The organism is Stenotrophomonas sp. DR822, from assembly GCF_019793815.1.
Classification (GTDB): Bacteria; Pseudomonadota; Gammaproteobacteria; order Xanthomonadales; family Xanthomonadaceae; genus Stenotrophomonas; species Stenotrophomonas indicatrix.
In genome coordinates this window covers 3,103,856-3,123,454 of the sequence record NZ_CP081826.1, presented here as the reverse complement: position 1 = coordinate 3,123,454, position 19,599 = coordinate 3,103,856, and the positions used below count along the sequence as shown (strand labels likewise).

The following is a 19,599-nucleotide window of genomic DNA, read 5'->3' as shown; positions in this document are numbered from 1 at the left end:
TCGACATTCGCGCATCGAGTGGCATTGCCTACTGGACGGCGGGCTGCACAGGCCTGAGGGTGGGAACGCAGCGGCGCTCCGCTGCCGGGGTTGAAAGCCCGATGATCCGAAGGAAACCACGCCGCACCCGTCGCCGCCCATCGCGGGCGGCGGCGACTCGCGCTGCCCTGCTTTGGCGGGCGGTGCGTGGGGCCGCATGGCCGCCGTTCTTCCTTCGGATCACGGTCTTTCAACCACGCATCGCCTGCCGCCTTTCCGGCGGCCTCTCCTCGGAGCTTCGCCATGACCCATCCCCATCCTCCAATTACCGGGCCCATCGACCGCGATGCCGACCTGCAGCGCATCGATGAGGCCTTGGCCACATTGGAAACCGTCACCGAGGCGTGGCTTGAGCATCATCGCCTGAAGGCCTGCCCGCCAGGGCTGCTGCTGTCGTTGAACCGGCTGCTTGACCTGACCGGTCTCGCCAAGGGCTATGCCAGCGCGTTGCGGGTGATTGCCGAACCCTGAACCTGCTGGAAAGCACCTCATGGATGACACACCGCGCCCCACCCTGCCGCATACCAACGACCTGCTGGCTGATATCCGGACACTGATATCCACGGCCCGCGCCGGGATGGTCAGGACCGTCAATGCCGAACTGACGCTGCTTTACTGGCGTATAGGACGTCGCATCCATGTCGATCAGATGGGTGGACATCGGGCACGCTATGGGGAGGTCCTGTTCAAGCGCATCGCCAGGACGCTGTCTGCCGAGTTCGGCGGCTCGTTCGGTGAAAAGAGCCTGCGCAGGATGGTGCAGTTCTCCATCGCATTTGCCGACGAGCAGATTGTCGTATCACTGCTACGACAATTGAGCTGGACCCATTTCATCGCGCTGATTCCGCTGTCTGATCCACTCAAACGCGACTTCTACGCCCAGATGGCCAGCACGGAAGGCTGGAGTGTCCGCATGTTGCGCCAGCGCATCGATTCGATGCTGTACGAACGCACAGCACTCTCCAGCCAGCCCGAACAGACAATCGCCAATGAGCTGTCGGCGTTGCGCAGGAACCAGCAGCTCTCCCCAGGCCTGGTCCTGCGCGACCCGTACGTACTGGATTTTCTCGGGTTGAAGGACTGCTGGGACGAACAGGAACTGGAAGGCGCCATCCTGCGTGAAATGCAGGGGTTCCTGCTCGAACTCGGGGCAGGCTTCAGTTTCGTCGCCCGCCAGAAACGCATCCAGATCGACGACGATGACTTCCATCTCGACCTGTTGTTCTACAACCGCCGCCTGCGCAGGCTGGTGGCCGTCGAATTGAAGATCGGTGACTTCAAGCCAGCATACAAGGGCCAGATGGAGCTCTATCTGCGTTGGCTGGATCGTTATGAACGAGAGGAAGGGGAAGAGGCGCCGCTGGGCATCATCCTTTGCACAGGCAAGAAGGCAGGCCAGATCGAGTTGCTGGAGCTGGACCGCTCAGGCATCCATGTGGCGGAGTACCTGACCTCCCTTCCCTCCCGGGAAGTCCTCAAGCAACGACTGCAGGCCGCCACCGAGCGTGCCCGGCAACGCATGGAACTCACTGCTGAAGACATCGATCCCTAGCCTCCACTCAGCAAGGATCGACAGATCCACGCCATGCGTGGATGACCCGCTCAATCAGCTCAGATGCTTGCGCCGCGCATGGATCCACGGCACCGCAAGCGCGCCGATGGCGCCACCGGCAAAGCCCAGCGAGGCGGCAACAGTGGCCGCTTCGACCGCCCCGGGCAACGCCAGTGCGGCAGTGACCAGCAGCAGCGACGGCAGGCCGACGAACGTCCCCAGGAAGAACGGCCAGCGCGGCGACCAGGTGTTGAGCTGCAGCAGGCTGACCGGCTGCCACGCTTCGGACGAGGCATCTTCGGCGATCTTCGCTACCACTCTGCCCAGATCCACCTCCGGCAGCAGCTTGCCTGGACGCGCGGCGGCAATCGCCTCGGCCACGGCCTCGACGGGCGGGAAGCTGCCCGGCCACGCCACCGGTGCCGGCACGCCATAGGCGGTCAGCAGCGGCACGCTCAGCCATGGCGCCACCAGCGGACGCAGCCTGCGCCGCCCATGCACACACCAGATCTGTGGCTGGCCGTGTGCGGTCACGCTGTACAACGCCAGCTCGCTCGGCGGCGGGTAGCCCAGCATGGTCACCCGGGCCGCCAGGCTGTCCTGGTCCATTGCACGCAGGAAGCCGGGACGGCTGCGCCCTTCCTGCATCCAGGCCAGGCCAAGCGCGCCGACCAGATAGGCCTCGGCGACATCCTTGCTGCCCGCGTTGGCGCGGTCATCGCTGGCCAGGTACCAGGCCAGTGACTTCGGTTCGGGCACGTCGGCCAGGCCCCAGCGGCTGTCGTCGCCCAGCACATGGCGCACCGGCAGGCGGGCTGGTGCGGTTTCACCACGCTCAGCGGGCTGCAGGAACGGCAGCACGCCCTGCACGAAACTGGACAGGTCGATGGCACGCACGCCGTTGCCGTGCCATTCCGGCGGCAGCAGGCCGGCCAGCTGTCCTTCGGCGGCGAGTCGATCCAGCCGCGCCTTCTGTTCCACCAGCTTCTGCACCGCGCCTTTCAGCACCACGTTGTCGGGCAGGGCGATCTGCGGCAGCCGATGCCGCGGCGGTGCCAACTCCAGCGTGTCGTCGCCGGTGCCGGCGTCATCCAGCAGGGCTTCCTGCGCAGGCAGGCTCACGCCATCGGGTGCCTCTCCTTCGGCCAACGGGCTGGCAGGTTCGGGCAGGCGTTCGGCGTGGTCGCTGTGCATGGGCGCTCCGGTCGCGCCGGGTGGCGCAGTGAGGTCCTTGCCATTAACGGCCGAAGGGTAATGATCTGTAGATCCACGCCACGCGTGGATGGCCGGGCAGCGGGAGGCGCCGGGCGCTACCGGTCAGGCGCCCACTGCTTGAGGAACGCCATCACGCGTGCGGTCTGCACGGCATTGCCCTTGCGCAATGCTTCGCTGGGCTGCGGCGCCAGCAGGGTGCCGTCGGCATCGATCACCAGCAGACGCGGGTACTCGCCTTCGAACGGCGGGAACTGGCCCAGGAAGGCCGCGTTCGGGTTCTCGGTGCTGTTGTTGACCTTCACCCACACGTAGTGGGCATCACGGAAGCGGCGCAGATCACCATTGCCTTCCACGGCTTCATCCAGCGCATGGCAGGGCTCGCACGCGGCGTTGCCCACTTCCAGGAGGATGCGCTTGTTGCCGCGCTGGGCCTCGACCTTGGCCGTTTCCAGGTCGGCAGCGGGGTCGCGGGCCGGGTCGAACTGTGCGCCAAGCCCGGCAATGGCGGCGATATCGGCCGCCGCCGGGGTGTTGCCCGAGACCACCGGTTCGCTGGGGTCAGCGACCGGTGGCTCGGTGGGGCGGGTGTCGAGGGGCTGCGTGGGCTCAGGGGCCGCGGGAGGTTGAGGCTGCGAACAGGCGCCGATCAGCGCCGCACACACCACTGCCACCACTGCACCACCGAACGTTGTACGCATGCCCACTACCCTCTCATTACTTCACGCCATGCATCAGCTTGTTGATCAGCGGCGCGACCAGGAACAGGACCACACCCGAACCGATCAAGGCCCAGAAGCCGAAGGTATACCCCTTCAGGGCCGATTCGACCGTCATGCCGCCTTCACCGCTGACCGCACCGGCGAAGATGCCCGACAGGTTGTTGCCGATGCCGGTGGACAGGAACCAGCCGCCCATGCCGAAACCGACCAGGCGCACCGGGGCCAGCTTGGTCACCATCGACAGGCCGATCGGCGACAGGCACAGCTCACCGACGGACTGGATGACGTAGACCATGAACAGGGTCCAGAACGGGATCTTGCCGTCCACGACCATGGTCGACAGGGCGAACATCAGCAGGGCGAAGGCCGCGCCGTTGAACAGCAGGCCGAGGCCGAACTTGCGCGGGATGGACGGATTGGCGCGGCCCAGGGCCACCCAGATCCAGGCGATGATCGGCGCCAGGGTGATGATCGCCACCGAGTTGACCGACTGGAACCACGCGGTCGGGAAGGTCCAATCACCCAGCTGGCGGTTGACGATGTTCTCGGCCAGGAAGGTGAAGGAGCTGCCGGCCTGTTCGAAGAACATCCAGAACATGACGTTGAAGGCGAAGATGATCAGCATGGCGATCACGCGGTCGCGCTGCACCTTGCCTTCGCGGATGCCTTCCACCAGCAGCAGCACGGCCAGGGCGGCAAACATCACGCCGAGGATCCACGCCAGCGCGGTGGCGCCGGTGGCGAGCAGGAAGTAGGCCACCGGAATGGCCACGACCGAGCCGCCCAGCACCATCACGATGCGGCCGAAGCCTTCGGCACCGGCCGGCGGTGCGCCGATGCCCTTCAGGCCGGCACGACCGATGTAGAACCACACCAGCGAGATCAGCATGCCCACGCCGGAAGCGATGAACACGACCTTGTAGGACGGCATTTCCGAGGTGCCGAAGACCTTGCGGGCCAGGTACTCGGTCAGCACCGGAGCGATCATCGCGCCGATGTTGATGCCCATGTAGAAGATGGTGAAGCCCGAGTCGCGGCGTTCGTCCTTCAGGCCGTACAGCTTGCCGACCATGGTCGAGATGTTGGGCTTGAACAGACCGTTGCCGACGATGATCGTGGCCAGGCCGAGCTTGAAGATATGCTCCTGCGGCAGCGAGATCATGAACAGGCCGACGGCCATGATGATCGCGCCGGTCAGGATCGAGCGCTGGTAACCCAGTACCCGGTCGGCCACGTAACCGCCGAAGATGGCCGCGGCGTAAACCAGCGCCAGATAGGCGCCGTAGATGCGGCTGGCGTCGCCTTCACCGGCGGCGTTGCCGTTGTAGAACTGGGCAACGATGTACAGCACCAACGCCCAGCGGATGCCGTAGAACGCAAAGCGCTCCCAGAACTCGGTCATGAACAGCATCCACAACGGGCGCGGATGGCCCATCGTGGTGTTGAAGTCCGGCAGCGCCGGCTCTGGGGTGTTCGCAGTGGCGTTTACGCTCATGCGGAATTCCTGGTTCGGTGGATGGAGGCACGTCCGATGTGCGGTGAAGCAACGCGCGAGGATCACCGACTTCTGGCGTTCACGTCAAATACACGCCGTTTGAGGCAGGTCGCAGCCTGCTCGCTGAACTTGCATCTGAAACGATCCAGCCAGCCGCGGGCGGCCAAGCTGAATGGGGATCAGGCCAGATCCGGCGGGGGCGCGGCCTGCAGGGTGGTGCGTACCTGGAACAATTCAGGGAAGAAGGTCAGTTCCAGCGCTTTGGCCAGGAAGCCCACGCCGGACGAGCCGCCGGTGCCGCGCTTGAAGCCGATCACCCGCATCACCGTGCGCATGTGGCGGAACCGCCACAGCTGGAAGGCCGTTTCCAGGTCCACCAGGTCCTCGCACAGCGCGTACTCGCGCCAGTAGCGGTCGGTGTCCTGGTAGATGCGTTCGAAGACCGGCTGCAGGCTGTCGTCGGCCACGTGCGGCTGGGTCCAGTCGTGCGCCTCGTACACCGCCGGTACGGCGTGGCCGAAGCGGGCCAGGTACTTCAGGAATTCCTCGTACAGGCTCGGCGCCTCCAGCACGGTGCGCAGCTGCGCCTGCCCGGCCGTGTCGTGCTCGAACACCTGCAGCATCTGCGCGTTCTTGTTGCCCAGCAGGAACTCGATGTAGCGGTACTGCAGCGACTGGAAGCCCGAGGACGGACCCAGCACGTCGCGGAAACCCATGTACTCGGACGGGGTGAGCGTTTCCAGCACCGACCACTGCTCGGTCAGCTGGCGCAGCACCTGCTTGCTGCGCGCCAGCACCTTGCGGCACTGCCAGACCTCATCGCGCTGCAGGAAGCCGATCGCCGCACCCAGCTCGTGGCCCAGCAGCTTCAACCACAGCTCGGAGGTCTGGTGCTGGATGATGAAGAGCATCTCGTCGTGATGCGGCGGGTTGGACAGCGGCTGCTGCGCGCTGAGCAGCTGGTCCAGCCGCAGGTAGCCGCCGTAGGTCAGCCGCCCCTGCAGATCGGTGTGGATACCGGCTTCGAGATCGCGTTGGTTGTTGTCGACGGACATGGGCGGGACCAGATCGGGGGCGGCAAGGGTAGCGCGTTGCCGCCGCGCTGGCAGCCGCGATGACCGTACCGGGGCGTGCGGTAGGCCTGTGGAACGGTGGTTGCGCGTGGAACCGTTTGCGCCGTTCTACTGGCGCTCAGCCCAGCGTCGCTTGTGATGCTTTGCAGCAATGGCTGAATACGTTGAAGTTATTGGCATCATGCGCCCGGAAGGGGGTACAAAGGCCGGTGGGCCGTGCTGCGCCGCAGGACGGCTTTTTCGTACGCATTCCTTAACATGGCGATTCATATCATTTGTAACTTCTCTGTCGAAGGTGCAGTACGCAATGACGGTTGCCGCTGAGTTCAAGATCGAATACCTGCAGTATCTGGACACGGACGGCACGCTCGTCCGCGATGACCTGCCCGAAGCCCTGCGCGACCCACGCGCGTTGCTGCCGATGTTCAAGCAGATGCTGTTCGTGCGCGTGTTCGACGGCAAGTCGATCGCGCTGCAGCGCACCGGCAAGCTGGGCACCTACGCGGCCTGCCTCGGCCACGAAGCCGCGCATGTGGGCATCGGCGCCTCGATGCAGAAGGACGACGTGTTCGCACCGTCCTACCGCGAGTACGGCGCGATGTTCATGCGTGGCGTGCGCCCGCACGACGTGCTGATGTACTGGGGCGGCGACGAGCGCGGCAACGACTACGGCGGCAACGCCGCCAAGGACTTCCCGTTCTGCGTGCCGATTTCCACCCAGTGCCTGCACGCCGCCGGCGCTGCGCTGAAGTTCAAGCTCAACAAGGAACCGCAGATCGCAGTGGCCGTATGCGGCGACGGCGGCAGTTCCAAGACCGACTTCTACGCGGCACTGAATTCGGCCGGTGCCTACAAGCTGCCGCTGATCCTGTGCATCGTCAACAACGGCTGGGCCATCTCGGTCCCGCGTTCGGCCCAGACCGGTGCCGAGACGCTGGCACAGAAGGGCCTGGCCGGCGGCCTGCACTGCCTGCAGGTGGACGGCAACGACCTGATCGCGGTGATGGCCGCCATGCTGCAGGCGCGCGAGCGTGCGCTGGCCGGCGACGGCGGCACCGTGCTGGAGCTGATGACCTACCGCCTGTCCGACCACACCACCGCCGATGACGCCCGTCGCTACCGCGACGACGCCGAAGTGAAGGATGCCTGGCAGCGCGAGCCGATGCTGCGCCTGCGCAAGTACCTGACCAACGCCGGTGTCTGGAGCGAGGAAGAAGAAGCTGCCTGGACCGCCGAGTGCGGCAAGCGCGTGGACGAGGAAGTGAACCTGTACCTCAACACGCCGGTGCAGCCGGTCGAGGCGATGTTCGATTTCCTCTATGCCGACCCGCCGCAGGACCTGCTGGCCCAGCGTGCCCAGGCCATCGCCCTGGAGCAGCGCCATGGATGAGATCAAGAACGGCGCGTCCAGCGCGCATACCAACGCCGCCGACAGCGCTGCCGTCGCGCGCGGAGAACAGAACATGACCGACACCCCGATCACCCTCATCGAAGCCATCACCCAGGCGCTGGCCTGGGAGCTGGAGCACGACAAGTCGGTGCTGGTGCTGGGCGAAGACGTGGGCGTCAACGGCGGCGTGTTCCGCGCCACCGCCGGCCTGCAGCAGCGCTTCGGCGCCGACCGCATCCTCGACACCCCGCTGGATGAAACCACCATCGCCGGCCTCACCATCGGCCTGGCCGCACAGGGCATGAAGCCGGTGGCCGAAGCGCAGTTCGATGGCTTCATGTACCCGATGGTCGACCACATCATCTGCCACGCCGCGCGCCTGCGTTACCGCACCCGTGGCCGCCTGCACTGCCCGATGGTGCTGCGCGTGCCGTGGGGTGGCGGCATCCGTGCGCCGGAGCACCACAGCGAGGCCAACGAAGCGATCTTCACCAACGTGCCGGGCCTGCGCGTGGTGCTGCCGTCCTCGCCGCAGCGTGCCTATGGCCTGCTGCTGGCCGCGATCCGCGAGCCGGATCCGGTGATCTACATGGAGCCCAAGCGCATCTACCGCCAGTACAAGGAAGTGGTCGTCAATGACGGCGAAGCCCTGCCGCTGGACGTGTGCTTCGTGCTGCGCGATGGCACCGACGTGACCCTGGTGACCTGGGGTGCGCAGGTGAAGGAAGCGCTGGAAGCGGCCGACAAGCTGGCCGGCGAAGGCATCAGTGCCGAAGTCATCGACGTAGCCACGCTGCGTCCGCTGGACTTTGCCACCATCGCCGAGTCGGTGGCCAAGACCGGCCGCTGCGTGATCGTGCAGGAGGCCCCGAAGACTGCGGGCTTCGGCGCGGAAATCGCCGCACGCCTGGCCGAGGAATCGATCTACGACCTGCTGGCTCCGGTCGAGCGCGTCACCGGTTACGACACCCACATTCCGCTGTTCCGCCTGGAGATGAAGTATCTGCCGAGCGTGGAGCGGATCGTGGCGGCGGCCAAGCGCGCGGTGGCGGCAGGCTGACATGCGGGCCCGCCTTCTCGGGGCTTACCGCAGCCAGTATCCCAACCCGCTCCGGTTCCGCACCGGCCAGATCGTCGAAGTAGGTGTACGTGACGAGGAATGGCCGGCGTTTGCCTGGGTGCGCACCAGCGATGGGCGCGCCGGATGGGCACCGGTAGCGTGGTTGCAGCTGTTGGACGATGGTCGCGCCGAAGCCCTGCGCGACTACGACGCCCGCGAGCTGGATGTGGAGAACGGCGAGATGGTCAAGCTTCATCACGAACACGGCGGGTGGTGGTGGTCCGAGCGCGCCAATGGCGCGACGGGCTGGTTGCCTGCCCGCGAACTGGAACTGCTGGAAGAGAACTGCAAATGAGCCAGACCAAGAACTTCAACCTGCCCGACCTGGGCGAAGGCCTGCCGGACGCGACCATCGTCGAGTGGTTCGTCAAGGAAGGCGATGTGATCAAGCTGGACGAGCCGCTGGTCTCGATGGAGACCGCCAAGGCCGTCGTCGAAGTGCCCTCGCCGTTCTCCGGCACGGTGCTGAAGCTGTCCGGCGCTGCCGGCGACATCATCCCGACCGGCGCGGTGCTGGCCAGCTTCGCGCTGGACCCGAACCTGCCGCAGCGCGCTGATGGCCAGGACACCGGCCACAGCCACGGCCATGCCGCTCCGGCTGCTGCGGCAGCACCGACGCCGCCGCCGCTGCCGACAGCAGCCGCCCCGGTGGCCGCTGAAGAAGCCAAGCCGGCTGCCGCCGAGCGTGATGACGCCGGCACCGTGGTCGGCGCGATGCAGAGCTCCAACGCTGTGCATGCCGAACAGGCGCTGGCCGTGGGCGGCGTCAAGGCCGTGCCGGCGGTGCGTGCCACCGCGCGCAAGCTGGGCGTGGACCTGAGCCGCGTACGTGCCACCGGCACCGATGGCGCGGTGACCATGGCCGACGTCAAGCAGGCCGCCGCCGATGGCAGCGCGAAGATCGGCGCGGCACCGGCAGCGGTTGCTGCACCGGCTGCCGCCGCACCGGCGCCGGCCCAGGTGGCCGCACCGGTACCGTCCGACGCACGCACCCCGCTGTCCGCTGCCGGCAAGCCGATGCGCACCCAGCCGCCGGGCGTGGTCGCCAAGGGCCAGCCGGAACCGCTGAAGGGCGTGCGCCGCAACATGGCCCGCGTCATGGCCGATGCGCACAGCAAGGTCGTGCCGACCACGCTGAACGACGACGCCGACATCCACGCCTGGCTGCCGGGCAACGACGTCACCGCGCGCCTGGTGCGCTCGATCGTGGTCGCCGCGCAGAAGGTGCCGGCGATGAACGCCTGGTTCGACGGTGAAGCGCTGACCCGCACCCTGCACGCGCAGGTGGACATCGGCATCGCCGTGGATACCGACGACGGCCTGTTCGTGCCGGCCCTGCGCAACGCCGACATGCTCGACGCGCGTGGCATCCGTGAAGGCGTGAACCGCCTGCGCGAGCAGGTGGAAGCGCGTTCGATCGCGGCCTCGGAACTGAGCGGCTACACCATCTCGCTGTCCAACTTCGGCATGTTCGCCGGCCGCTACGCGACCCCGGTCGTGGTGCCGCCGTGCGTGGCCATCGTCGGTGCCGGCCGTGCCCGCCACCAGATGACCCCGGTGATGGGCGGCGTGGAAGCGCACAAGGTCATTCCGCTGTCGGTGACCTTCGACCACCGCGCGGCCACCGGCGGTGAAGCGGCCCGCTTCCTGCGCGCGATGATGGACGATCTGGCGCTGGCCAGCTGATTGGTGGGTGCCAACCTTGGTTGGCACATGAGTTGAAAAAACGCCGGGCATTGCCCGGCGTTTTTTTGTGCCTGCTCCACCATGTCGCCCAGCCATGCTCGGCTGCTTTTCAGTAGATCCACGCCATGCGTGGATGAAGGCATGAAACATGCCGAGCTTGGGCTCTGCTATACAAGATTCCTGGATCAATCGCGCGCGACCATGCCCTCGGCGCGGCTGTAGACACGCAGCCGGTGGCCATCAGGATCGATGCCGACGAAGGTGTGACCGAATTCAAGCGTCACCGGCGCCTGCAGAATCTGCACGCCGAGTGCGCGCCACGCATCATGCATCTGCTGCACGGCGTCGGGGTTGGCGACCACCATCGCCAGTTCAGCGGCACCGGCCTGCGCATCCACCGGCGGCTGCACGTCATCGCGCTGCCACAGGCCGAGCGCGGCGCCATCGCCGAGCAGGAACAGCGCAAAGCCGGGCGACTGTTCGACCGGTGCCGTGCCGAGGATGCCGCTGTAGAAGGTGGCACTGGTGGCAACGTCGCGCACGTACTGCAGCAGGGTGCTTGGCTTGAACATGGGAAAGCTCCGTGGTTGGGAGCGGTCATGGTGGCCCTGCCCTGCTGACAGATCCTGTCAGCAGCGTCGAGTAGGCTCGACCTCTACCAAAACGGATACATCACGAACGGTCCAGCCAATCCGGAGCGATGCCCTGCGCCTTCTGCCAGCGCCGCAACAAGGTCGCGCGTGGCACCAGGTAGCGCTCTTCCAACGCACGCGCATGGCGAATGCGATCCAGGCGGAAATGACGGAAGTCCTCGCGGCCCTCGCACCACGCCGCCAGCATCGGCACTTCATCGAAGTACCCCAGTGCGAACGGCCAGACCACGCGCTCGGTACGCCGGCCCTGCGCATCTTCATAGGCAAACTGCAGCCGCTGCTGCGTGCCCACCGCTTCGCGTACGACCTGCAGCCGCGCCGGGGGTACCTTGGCCGTCGTACGCGATGGCCCCACCCGCAGGCCGCTGTCACGCAGCGCATCGCGTCGCGCCGCCGGCAGCACGTGCGCGATCCGCGCCAGGGCATCACGCGCGGCCTCGGCCAGGGCCGGCTCGGTGCGTGCCGCCACCCAGCGCAGGCCCAGCACCAGCGCGTCGATCTCGGCCGGTGGCAAGGTCAGCGGCGGCAGCACATCGCCCGGTTCCAGCTGGTAGCCGACACCGGCTTCCCCGCGCAGGTCGGCGCCCTGCTCGCGCAGCGTTTCAATATCGCGGTACAGCGTACGCAGGCTGATGCCCAGTTCCTCGGCCAGCGCCTGCCCGGCCACCGGCCGGCGATGGCGGCGCAGCACCTGCAGCAGCTGGTTCAGACGCAGCGCGCGCGACATCAGCCGACCAGATCGCGCGACGGCACCACGTGCTCGCCCGGCTTTGCCGCCAGCGCCGCATCCACCAGCGCGTGGGCAATCACCGGTGCCGGATTGATCCGCCAGGCACGTGGCAACACCGGCCCCAGCACACCCAGCACCTGCAGCGCGAAGTGTTCGCCACGGCGGACCTCCTGCCGCTCACCGCCGATCAGCCCCGGCCGCACCAGCGTCAGCGACGGGAAACCCAACGCGCGCAGGTCTCGCTCCAGCTCGCCCTTGACCCGGCTGTAGAAGATTGACGAACGCGGGTTGGCGCCTGCGGCCGAGTTCAGCGCGAAGGCCTGGGCACCCTGCGCAAGGGCCAGGCGGGCGAAGGCCAGCGGGTAATCGTGGTCGATGCGATGGAACGCCTCGCGGCTGCCGGCCTGGGCGATGGTGCTGCCCAGGGCGCAGATCACCGCGTCCACCCGGGCCCAGTCCGGCGCATCGGGCAGCCGTGCAAAGTCGAGCACCGGGTTGTGCAGTTTCCCGTGCGGCGCAGCCAGCGGGCGACGGCTGGGCGCGACCACGGTGCTGCAGCGGGGGTCGGCCAGCAGCTGCGACAGGGCGTGGCCTCCGACCAGTCCCGTCGCCCCCAGCAACATCACACGCATACCCACCTCCACTGCGGCATCCTGTCGCCCATCCTATCGGTTCAAGCCACCGCCGGTTGCGCCGATATGCTGTGACCAGCCCCCCTGCCATCCCAGGATGCGTTCCATGACGGACCAGCCCGACCCCCGCCCTGTCCCCGGTACCGCCATCGGGCCGCCTGCGCGCGTGCGCGCGGTGGTCGATGACGGGCGCGGCGATCGGGTGGTACTGCAGGGTGGTGGCAGCGTGGCGTTGCAGCAGCTGTTTGCCGGGGCCGATGCCCCCGAGCCGCTGCTGGCCGCCTTCGCCAATGGCATGGCCACTCTGCCGGGTGAGCTGGGCGACATGGGTGATCGCCTGCAATCGGCGCAGGCCAGTGCCGACTGGCCGCGCTATGGCCGGGCGATGCGGCAGCTGATCGATAAGTACATCCGCACCATCGACCAGCACTCTCCCGATGGGCAGCCCGACAGCCTGCGCTTGTCCGAGCAGCTGCGGTTGCTGCTGGGCGGCGCGGTGGTCGCGCTGCTGCAGCACGATCCCGACCTGCGCGAGCAGGCGCAGGCCCTGGCCGTACGCCTGCGCCAATGGCAACCGGGCGCGGCACTGGAACCGATCGAACAGGGCGCGCGCGAGCTGGGCCACCAGATCGGCGTGCGCGCCGAAAGCTGGCAGGAACAGCAGGCGTTGCTGCTTGAGTTGTTCGCCCTGCTGCTGGAGAACGTCAGCGAGCTGTTGGATGACCGCAGCTGGCTGCAGGGCCAGATCGCAGCCGTGCGCCAGTTGCTGGCCGGGCCGCTGGAAGCCGAATCGGTCGAGCGCACCCGCGCCGAGCTGCGCGAGGTGATCTACAAGCAGGGCCTGCTGCGGCAGGGAATCGACGATTCGAAAGCGGCCATGCGCAGCTTGATGGGCGAGTTCATCGAGCGCATGGATGGGATGGCTGCCAGCACCGGCGAGTACCACGACCGCATCGGCAGCTACGCGCTGCAGTTGCGCGAGGCGCGCAGCATCGCCGACCTCAACCACCTGCTGCAGGAAGTGATGCAGGACACCGGAAAAGTGCAGCAGCAGGCGGCGCAGGCGCGCGATCACCTGGCCAGCGCGCGGCAGGAAGTGGAACGCGCCGAACAGCGCATCAACCAGCTGGAACAGGATCTGCGCGCGGCCGGCGATCTGGCGCGTATCGACCCGTTGACCCAGGCCCTGAACCGGCGTGGCCTGGATGAACTGCTGCAGCGCGAGCTGGCCCGCGCCGCACGTAACCACTCGCCGCTCGGATTGGCGGTGATCGACCTGGATGATTTCCACCGGACCAACGACGAACACGGCCATGCCGGCGGCGACGCGCTGCTGCAGCACCTGGTGGCGGTGTGCCGCCTGCTGCTGCGTGCCACCGATGGCATCGCCCGGCTGGGCGGCGACGAGTTCGTGCTGGTGCTTCCCGAAACCCCCGGCGCGGACAGCATGGCCACGGTGCAGCGGCTGCAGCGCTCACTGGCCCATCGCGTGCTGACCCTGCAGGAGCGACGCATCCCCGTGCATTTCAGCGCGGGGCTGGCGCAATGGCAGCCAGGAGACGATGCCGATACGCTGCTGCGGCGCGCCGATGACGCGCTGTACGCGGCCAAGCGCCAAGGCAAGAACCGGGTACACGCGGGCTAGCTCGCTGGTGGGTGCCAACCTTGGTTGGTGCTTGCGGGAATAAAACCGCCGACCAAGGTCGGCCTCCACCGGGCAGCGGGCCGGCGCTTACTTGCCGCGCAGCTTCTGGAACCCGGTCACCGCCGCCAGCACGATGGCACCGGCGATGATGCCGACCACCATGTTGCCCAGCGCGTTCACCAGCCAGCCCCACTGGCCTTCACCGCCCAGCGCCTGCACCGCATGGTGCAGCGCCGGCACGTTGTGCACCAGGATGCCGCCACCGACCAGGAACATCGCCGCGGTACCGGCCACCGACAGGAACTTCATCAGCCACGGTGCCGACACCAGCAGGCCACGGCCGACTGCCGCCAGCGCCGCGCCCTTGCGCGACAGGTACAGGCCCAGGTCGTCCAGCTTGACGATGCCGGCGACCAGCCCGTAGACGAACACGGTCATCGCCAGCGCGATCACCACCAGGGTGCTGACCTGGTTGATGAACGACGCCGTGGCAACCACGCCCAGCGACAGCACGATGATTTCGGCCGAGAGAATGAAGTCGGTGCGGATCGCGCCCTTCACCTTGTCCTTTTCCCACGCGACCATGTCCACCTGCGCATCGGCCAGCGCCTTGCGCCGCTCGGCCTGGTGCTCGGCGTCCTCATCGGCGGAATGCAGGAACCGGTGCGCCAGCTTCTCCACGCCCTCGAAGCACAGGAAGGCGCCGCCGATCATCATCAGCGGCACGATCAGCGGCACGTTCCAGCCGCGGCTGTGCAACCAGCCTTCCAGCGCGCTGATCGCCAGCGCCGCCGGCACCAGGATCACCTTGTTCACCAGCGAGCCCTTGGCCACCGCCCACACCACCGGCAGTTCACGGTTGGCGTTGACGCCGGTTACCTGCTGCGCGTTCAGCGCCAGGTCGTCGCCCAGCACGCCGGCGGTCTTCTTGGCGGCGACCTTGGTCAGCACCGAGACGTCGTCGAGCAGGGAGGCGATATCGTCGAGCAGGGCAAACAGGCTGGCACCGGCCATGGGGGATCCAGTAAAGGGAATGAGCGGATTCTGACCGATCCGGCGCCACCTGCGATAGCGGGTTCACCGCGCGCCCACCGGGCGGCAGGGACACTGGAAGCGTAATCCGGTCCCGCCGGCGGCGGGATCACGGACATCGGGTCGTCGTCTTCGAGGAGTGTCGTTTGAGCAATCCGTCCACCGCCACAGGCAATCCGCCGCTGATCAGGGGCATGAACCGGCGCAGCCAGATCCTGCGCCTGCTGATGCGCTACCGCCATTCCGGCGTGTTCTCCGGCATGAACCTGGACGCTGCCGGCAGCCACACCGACGTGCCCCCGGACGGCAATCCGGAGCAGTTCGTCAGTGACCTGGAAGCGCTGGGGCCCACCTTCGTCAAGCTGGGGCAGATGCTGTCGACCCGGCCGGACATGGTGCCGGTGGAGTTCGCCACCGCGCTGGAGCGCATGCAGGAGAAGGTGGCGCCGATTCCGGTCGAACGCATCCACGCCATCGTCGAGCAGGAACTGGGTGCACCGGTGAACAAGCTGTTCGCTGCATTTGACCCACAACCGCTGGGCTGCGCGTCGATCGCCCAGGTGCACCGCGCGGTGCTGCATGACGGCCGCGAGGTGGCGGTGAAAGTGCAGAAACCCGAGGTAGCCGCGCAGCTGCGCTCGGATCTGGAAGTGCTGCGCAGCTTCGCCCTGGCCGCCGACCATCTGACCCAGATCGGTCGCCGCGTGCGCCTGCGCGACTGGCTCAACGAATTCGCCAAGACGCTGATGCAGGAGCTGGACTACCACGCCGAGGCCGAGAACCTGTCGCGCTTCGGCCGGCACCTGAAGCCGTTCCGCCGCCTGTGGATTCCGCAGCCGCTGTGGGACTACAGCAGCCATCGCGTGCTGACCATGGAACTGGCCACCGGCGTGCGCGTGGATGCCATTCCCGATGTGCGCCGCACCGAACAGGCGATGGACCCGCTGGCGGCGGCGCTGATCCGCGGCTATCTGGACCAGATCTTCGTGCACGGCGAAATCCACGCCGACCCGCACCCCGGCAACCTGCGGGTGATGCCTGATGGGCGCTTGGCCATCTTCGACCTGGGCATGGTCGCGCACATGCCGCCGCGGCTGCGCGAGCGCCTGCTGAAGATCCTGTTTGCCGCCGTCGATGGCCGCGGCGAGGAAGTGGCCGACGACCTGATCAGCATCAGCACGCGGCTGGAGGCATTCGATGAGGAGCGCTACCTGCGCGAGACCGGCCAGCTGATCGCACGCTATGCCGCCAGCGCTAATTTCTCCGAAGGGCGCGTGGTGCTGGACATGGTGCGCATTGCCACCTCGTCCGGATTGCGCACGCCGCCGGAGCTGAGCCTGCTGGGCAAGGCGCTGCTCAACCTTGAAACCGTATGCCGCCTGCTGGCACCGGATCTGGACACGCGCCGCATCGTCGAACGCCAGCTGCAGCACGTGATGCGCGCGCGCCTGAAGAAGTCCCTGTCGGCCGCCAACCTTGCCAGCGAAGCAATGGAAATGCAGCAGCTGTTGCGCGACGGACCGCGCAAGCTGTCGGACATCATGGCGCTGCTGGCCGAGAACCGCCTGCAGATGAAGGTGACCGGGCTGGAAGAATCGCGGCTGATGGAGAACCTGCAGAAGATCGCCAACCGCGTGGCCGCCGGCATCATCAGCGCCGCGTTGATCATGGCGGCGGCGATGATGATGAAGATCGACACCGGCTGGCATGTGCTGGGCTATCCCGCCATCGCACTGGTGCTGTTGCTGATCGGCGTGGTGCTTGGGCTGGGCATCGTGACCAGCGCATTGTTGTTCGATCGCCGTGCGCGTTCGCGCGAGGAACGCGGGCATCGATAGTGTCGCATCCACGCTCGACGTGGATCAGCGAAAACAGTGCATTCATGCAGGTTTTTTAATGCAATCGAGCGTGAGTTTTCACGCTCGATTTACGTTCGCGGCGTGATATCGCGCGCACGATTTCAACAAACATTTCAGTCAGGTTCGTGCATGCACTATCGGGTCATCGGCCTGTCATGCAGATGTGCTTGCAGCAGCGCCGGTCGGATGGACACGCGTCGGTACGACGTCCATCGCCACCCCGTCACTGCCGAAGCTGCCTATGCTCTGGATTCTGCTGCTGTCGCTGTTGCTGCTGTCCTGGTTGTTCCTCGCGTCCGCAAAATGGGTGTGGTGGAAAGCAGGCTTGTTCTCGCTGTTGCTGCTGGCGCTCAGTGCCTGGTGGCTGATCGACAAGCTGTCCGGTGACGGCCTCAACGCCGCCACCCTGTACCACCTGGGTGCGGACATGGAAGGCGCCGGGGTCGCCGACTTCAAGGGCTATATCGCCGGCTTCATCGTGCTGGCCGCCGTGTCGCTGCTGCCGCTGTTCGCTACGCGGGTGAAGCGTTGGCGCCGCCCCACGGCCGGTGGTGCGTGGTTTGCCGGTTTCGCCGTGCTGTGGGTGGCCACGATCATGATCAGTCCATTGGCACGTGACGGGCAGCGCCTCTATCAGCAGCTGCGCCCGGTGGATTTCGCCCGTATCGCCCCCGAATACCAGGTGCCCACGCAGGCCCTGCAGCGCCCACGCAACATCGTCTGGATCTACGGCGAGAGCCTGGAGCGCACCTATCTGGATGAGGCCGTGTTTCCCGGCCTGATGCCCAATCTCAACCGCTTGGCGGCCAGGTCGCTGGATGTACGCGGCCTGGCCTCGGCCGAAGGCGGTGGCTGGACCATCGCCGGCCTGGTGTCGTCGATGTGCGGCGTGCCGCTGACCACCTCGCAGGGTGATGAGAACAGCATGGACCGCATGGGCAGCTTCCTGCCCAAGGCCGTGTGCCTGGGCGATTACCTCAAGCAGCAGGGCTACACCAACCATTACCTGGGTGGTGCCAACGGCCAGTTCGCTGGCAAGGGCCAGTTCCTGGCCAGCCACGGCTTCGATGAAGTGCATGACCTGGCGTGGTTCAAGCAGCAGAAGAAGATCGGCCGCATCCACTACTCGGCGTGGGGCGTGCATGACGACGTGCTGCTGGACACCGCCTACCAGCGCTTCGAGCAGCTGTCGCGGCAGGATGCGCCGTTCATGCTGACCACGCTGACCATGGACACGCACCACCCCGCCGGGCACCTGCCGGTGGCGTGCAAGGGCGAGCACTACCAGAGCCAGTACGGCAACATCGGCATGCTCAATGCGCTCAAGTGCACCGACCGCCTGATCTCGCAGCTGGTCGAACGCATCCAGGCCAGCCCCTACGGCAAGGGCACGTTGATCGTGATCGCCTCCGATCACCTGGCCATGCCCAATGACCTCAGCCATATCCTGACCAGGCAGAAGCGCGAGAACCTGCTGTTGTTCCTCGGTGATGGCGTGGCCCCGCGCCAGCTGGCCGCCGAAGACGGCTCGACCCTGGATTCCGGAGCCACCCTGCTCAGCCTGCTCGATCCGAACCTGCAGACGATGGGCTTTGGCCGTTCGCTGCTGGACGACAAGCGCGCGCCAAGTGCCAGCGCCGCGGCACGCCGCGATGGCGGCCGCGACTATCCGCAGTACCTGGCCTTCGCCCGCTCGCTGTGGCTGGGTGAGCCGACGCGGCAGCTGAAGATCGACGGCGACGACCAGGTGGTGGTGGGCCTGCAGCACGTGCAGCCGCCGGTGCTGCTGGAATACGACAAGGACTGGGACCTGAAATCGGTGTACCTGGAAAACACCTCGCGCCAGTTCGACGATGCCGACCCGGACAACACGCTCGCCTACGTTGATCGCTGCACCGCGTTCGAGGATGGCTCGGCCGACGGCGACTGGTGCGCGCTGCTGGTGAACCGCGACAACGGCATCAAGCTGTACCGCGATGGCCAGCTGCGCAACGGCATCGACGTGGATGCACCACTGGATGCCTTCCAGGGCCCCCGCCCCAGCGTGCGCCAGGCACACATGATCACGCAGAAGGGCCGCCGTACCCGCGCCGGCCAGTACATGCTGCAGCTGGTGGCGAGCACGCGCCCGGACCGGGGTTTCTGGATCGAAGCGGTGTCCTCGCAGCGCAAGGTGGTGCTGGCCCAGCAGTGGGTGCAGCCTGATGCCGATGGCAAGATCAACGTGTCATTCGGGCTCGACCACGAAGTGGATGATCTGGAAATCCGCGCGTGGTTGAACCATGCCGAGAAGCTGGCGGTGGATACCTTCGCACTGGTGCCCTCGCGCGGCCGGCCGCGGGGGTAAAGGGGTTCGGCAGGGCTGCGCCCTGCACCTGCCGCGGCCAAGGCAACAGCAACAGCAACAGCTGGTGTTCCGTGGGATGGCGGGGCGGTGTCGGATTGCGGGGACGCCGCAAGTACGTCCTTGTAGGCTTGGCAGCCGCATCCATGCGGCTGACACCCCGCAATCCGACACCGCCCCACCTCCGACGGATTTCCGCGATCTTCAGTAGATCCACGCCATGCGTGGATGAATCTCTGTCAGATATCGAATCAATCGTGGGGTCAGATCCGTGTCGGCCAAGGTCGACACCCACCAACAGCAACACAGACACCATTCCGTCAGATCGCGAAAATCTGTCGAAGGCGGGGTGGGTCCGGTTGCGGGGGTGTCCGCGGCATGGATGCCGCGGCCAAGCCCCCAAGGACGGGTTTAC

The 19,599-nt window shown here is 66.7% G+C and carries 17 protein-coding genes; 9 read left to right on the top strand and 8 right to left on the bottom strand.

Annotated elements, in window-relative coordinates; genetic code table 11:
* The first annotated feature begins 282 nt into the window (after window positions 1-282).
* Together K5K93_RS14285 and K5K93_RS14280 are read left to right on the top strand one after the other, a co-directional pair.
* Window positions 283-510: a hypothetical protein gene (locus tag K5K93_RS14285; RefSeq protein ID WP_222388241.1), complete on the top strand. Its 228-nt coding sequence runs from the start codon at window positions 283-285 to the stop codon at window positions 508-510.
* Between the two features lie 19 nt (window positions 511-529).
* Window positions 530-1,591 carry a PDDEXK nuclease domain-containing protein gene (locus K5K93_RS14280; protein WP_222388240.1) on the top strand — a complete coding sequence of 354 codons (1,062 nt, stop codon included), beginning with the start codon at window positions 530-532 and terminating at the stop codon, window positions 1,589-1,591.
* Window positions 1,592-1,645: 54 nt separating this feature from the next.
* Here the strand turns inward: K5K93_RS14280 and K5K93_RS14275 are convergent, their stop codons facing one another.
* The 4 genes from K5K93_RS14275 to K5K93_RS14260 all read right to left on the bottom strand — a co-directional run bounded on the left by K5K93_RS14275 (window position 1,646) and on the right by K5K93_RS14260 (window position 6,075).
* Window positions 1,646-2,785: a hypothetical protein gene (locus tag K5K93_RS14275; protein ID WP_033832410.1), complete on the bottom strand. Its 1,140-nt coding sequence runs from the start codon at window positions 2,783-2,785 to the stop codon at window positions 1,646-1,648.
* Window positions 2,786-2,901: 116 nt separating this feature from the next.
* Complete coding sequence (locus K5K93_RS14270; RefSeq protein ID WP_222388239.1) at window positions 2,902-3,504, bottom strand: thioredoxin family protein; 603 nt, start codon at window positions 3,502-3,504, stop codon at window positions 2,902-2,904.
* A 16-nt stretch (window positions 3,505-3,520) separates the two neighbouring features.
* Window positions 3,521-5,020, bottom strand: coding sequence for a peptide MFS transporter (locus K5K93_RS14265; protein ID WP_222388238.1), 1,500 nt, complete (start codon window positions 5,018-5,020; stop codon window positions 3,521-3,523).
* A gap of 179 nt (window positions 5,021-5,199) precedes the next feature.
* On the bottom strand, window positions 5,200-6,075 hold the full coding sequence (locus K5K93_RS14260; RefSeq protein ID WP_025874586.1) for a tryptophan 2,3-dioxygenase family protein: 876 nt from the start codon (window positions 6,073-6,075) through the stop codon (window positions 5,200-5,202).
* A 325-nt stretch (window positions 6,076-6,400) separates the two neighbouring features.
* Here K5K93_RS14260 and pdhA point away from each other — a divergent pair, with 325 nt between their 5' ends.
* From pdhA to K5K93_RS14240, 4 genes are read left to right on the top strand one after another with little or no spacing between them, the layout of a single operon-like run.
* A complete protein-coding gene (gene pdhA / locus K5K93_RS14255; RefSeq protein ID WP_032976633.1) occupies window positions 6,401-7,483 on the top strand; it encodes a pyruvate dehydrogenase (acetyl-transferring) E1 component subunit alpha in 1,083 nt (360 codons plus the stop codon).
* Window positions 7,476-8,543, top strand: a complete 1,068-nt coding sequence (locus tag K5K93_RS14250) for an alpha-ketoacid dehydrogenase subunit beta (RefSeq protein WP_025874584.1) — start codon at window positions 7,476-7,478, stop codon at window positions 8,541-8,543. The genes pdhA and K5K93_RS14250 overlap by 8 nt, the downstream gene beginning before the upstream one ends.
* A 1-nt stretch (window position 8,544) precedes the next feature.
* Window positions 8,545-8,898 (top strand): SH3 domain-containing protein, encoded by a 354-nt coding sequence (locus tag K5K93_RS14245; RefSeq protein ID WP_025874583.1) that lies wholly within the window; start codon window positions 8,545-8,547, stop codon window positions 8,896-8,898.
* Window positions 8,895-10,289: a dihydrolipoamide acetyltransferase family protein gene (locus K5K93_RS14240; RefSeq protein ID WP_222388237.1), complete on the top strand. Its 1,395-nt coding sequence runs from the start codon at window positions 8,895-8,897 to the stop codon at window positions 10,287-10,289. The genes K5K93_RS14245 and K5K93_RS14240 overlap by 4 nt, the downstream gene beginning before the upstream one ends.
* A gap of 185 nt (window positions 10,290-10,474) precedes the next feature.
* On the opposite strand, the gene K5K93_RS14235 is transcribed toward K5K93_RS14240, so the two are convergent.
* The 3 genes from K5K93_RS14235 to K5K93_RS14225 all read right to left on the bottom strand — a co-directional run bounded on the left by K5K93_RS14235 (window position 10,475) and on the right by K5K93_RS14225 (window position 12,304).
* Window positions 10,475-10,861, bottom strand: coding sequence for a VOC family protein (locus K5K93_RS14235; protein ID WP_222388236.1), 387 nt, complete (start codon window positions 10,859-10,861; stop codon window positions 10,475-10,477).
* 100 nt (window positions 10,862-10,961) lie between these two features.
* Window positions 10,962-11,669: a YafY family protein gene (locus tag K5K93_RS14230; protein ID WP_222388235.1), complete on the bottom strand. Its 708-nt coding sequence runs from the start codon at window positions 11,667-11,669 to the stop codon at window positions 10,962-10,964.
* Window positions 11,669-12,304: an NAD-dependent epimerase/dehydratase family protein gene (locus tag K5K93_RS14225; protein ID WP_222388234.1), complete on the bottom strand. Its 636-nt coding sequence runs from the start codon at window positions 12,302-12,304 to the stop codon at window positions 11,669-11,671. The genes K5K93_RS14230 and K5K93_RS14225 overlap by 1 nt, the downstream gene beginning before the upstream one ends.
* A 106-nt stretch (window positions 12,305-12,410) precedes the next feature.
* Between K5K93_RS14225 and K5K93_RS14220 the strand changes: the two genes are divergently transcribed.
* Window positions 12,411-13,949, top strand: coding sequence for a GGDEF domain-containing protein (locus K5K93_RS14220; RefSeq protein WP_222388233.1), 1,539 nt, complete (start codon window positions 12,411-12,413; stop codon window positions 13,947-13,949).
* 87 nt (window positions 13,950-14,036) lie between these two features.
* Here K5K93_RS14220 and K5K93_RS14215 read toward each other — a convergent pair whose 3' ends face one another.
* Window positions 14,037-14,963, bottom strand: coding sequence for a DUF808 domain-containing protein (locus tag K5K93_RS14215; RefSeq protein ID WP_222388232.1), 927 nt, complete (start codon window positions 14,961-14,963; stop codon window positions 14,037-14,039).
* Window positions 14,964-15,175: 212 nt separating this feature from the next.
* On the opposite strand from K5K93_RS14215, the gene K5K93_RS14210 reads away from it, so the two are divergent.
* Both K5K93_RS14210 and K5K93_RS14205 read left to right on the top strand, forming a co-directional pair.
* Window positions 15,176-16,819: an AarF/UbiB family protein gene (locus tag K5K93_RS14210; protein ID WP_258954248.1), complete on the top strand. Its 1,644-nt coding sequence runs from the start codon at window positions 15,176-15,178 to the stop codon at window positions 16,817-16,819.
* A 262-nt stretch (window positions 16,820-17,081) separates the two neighbouring features.
* Window positions 17,082-19,187, top strand: a complete 2,106-nt coding sequence (locus tag K5K93_RS14205) for a phosphoglycerol transferase I (RefSeq protein WP_222388231.1) — start codon at window positions 17,082-17,084, stop codon at window positions 19,185-19,187.
* Window positions 19,188-19,599 lie beyond the last annotated feature (412 nt).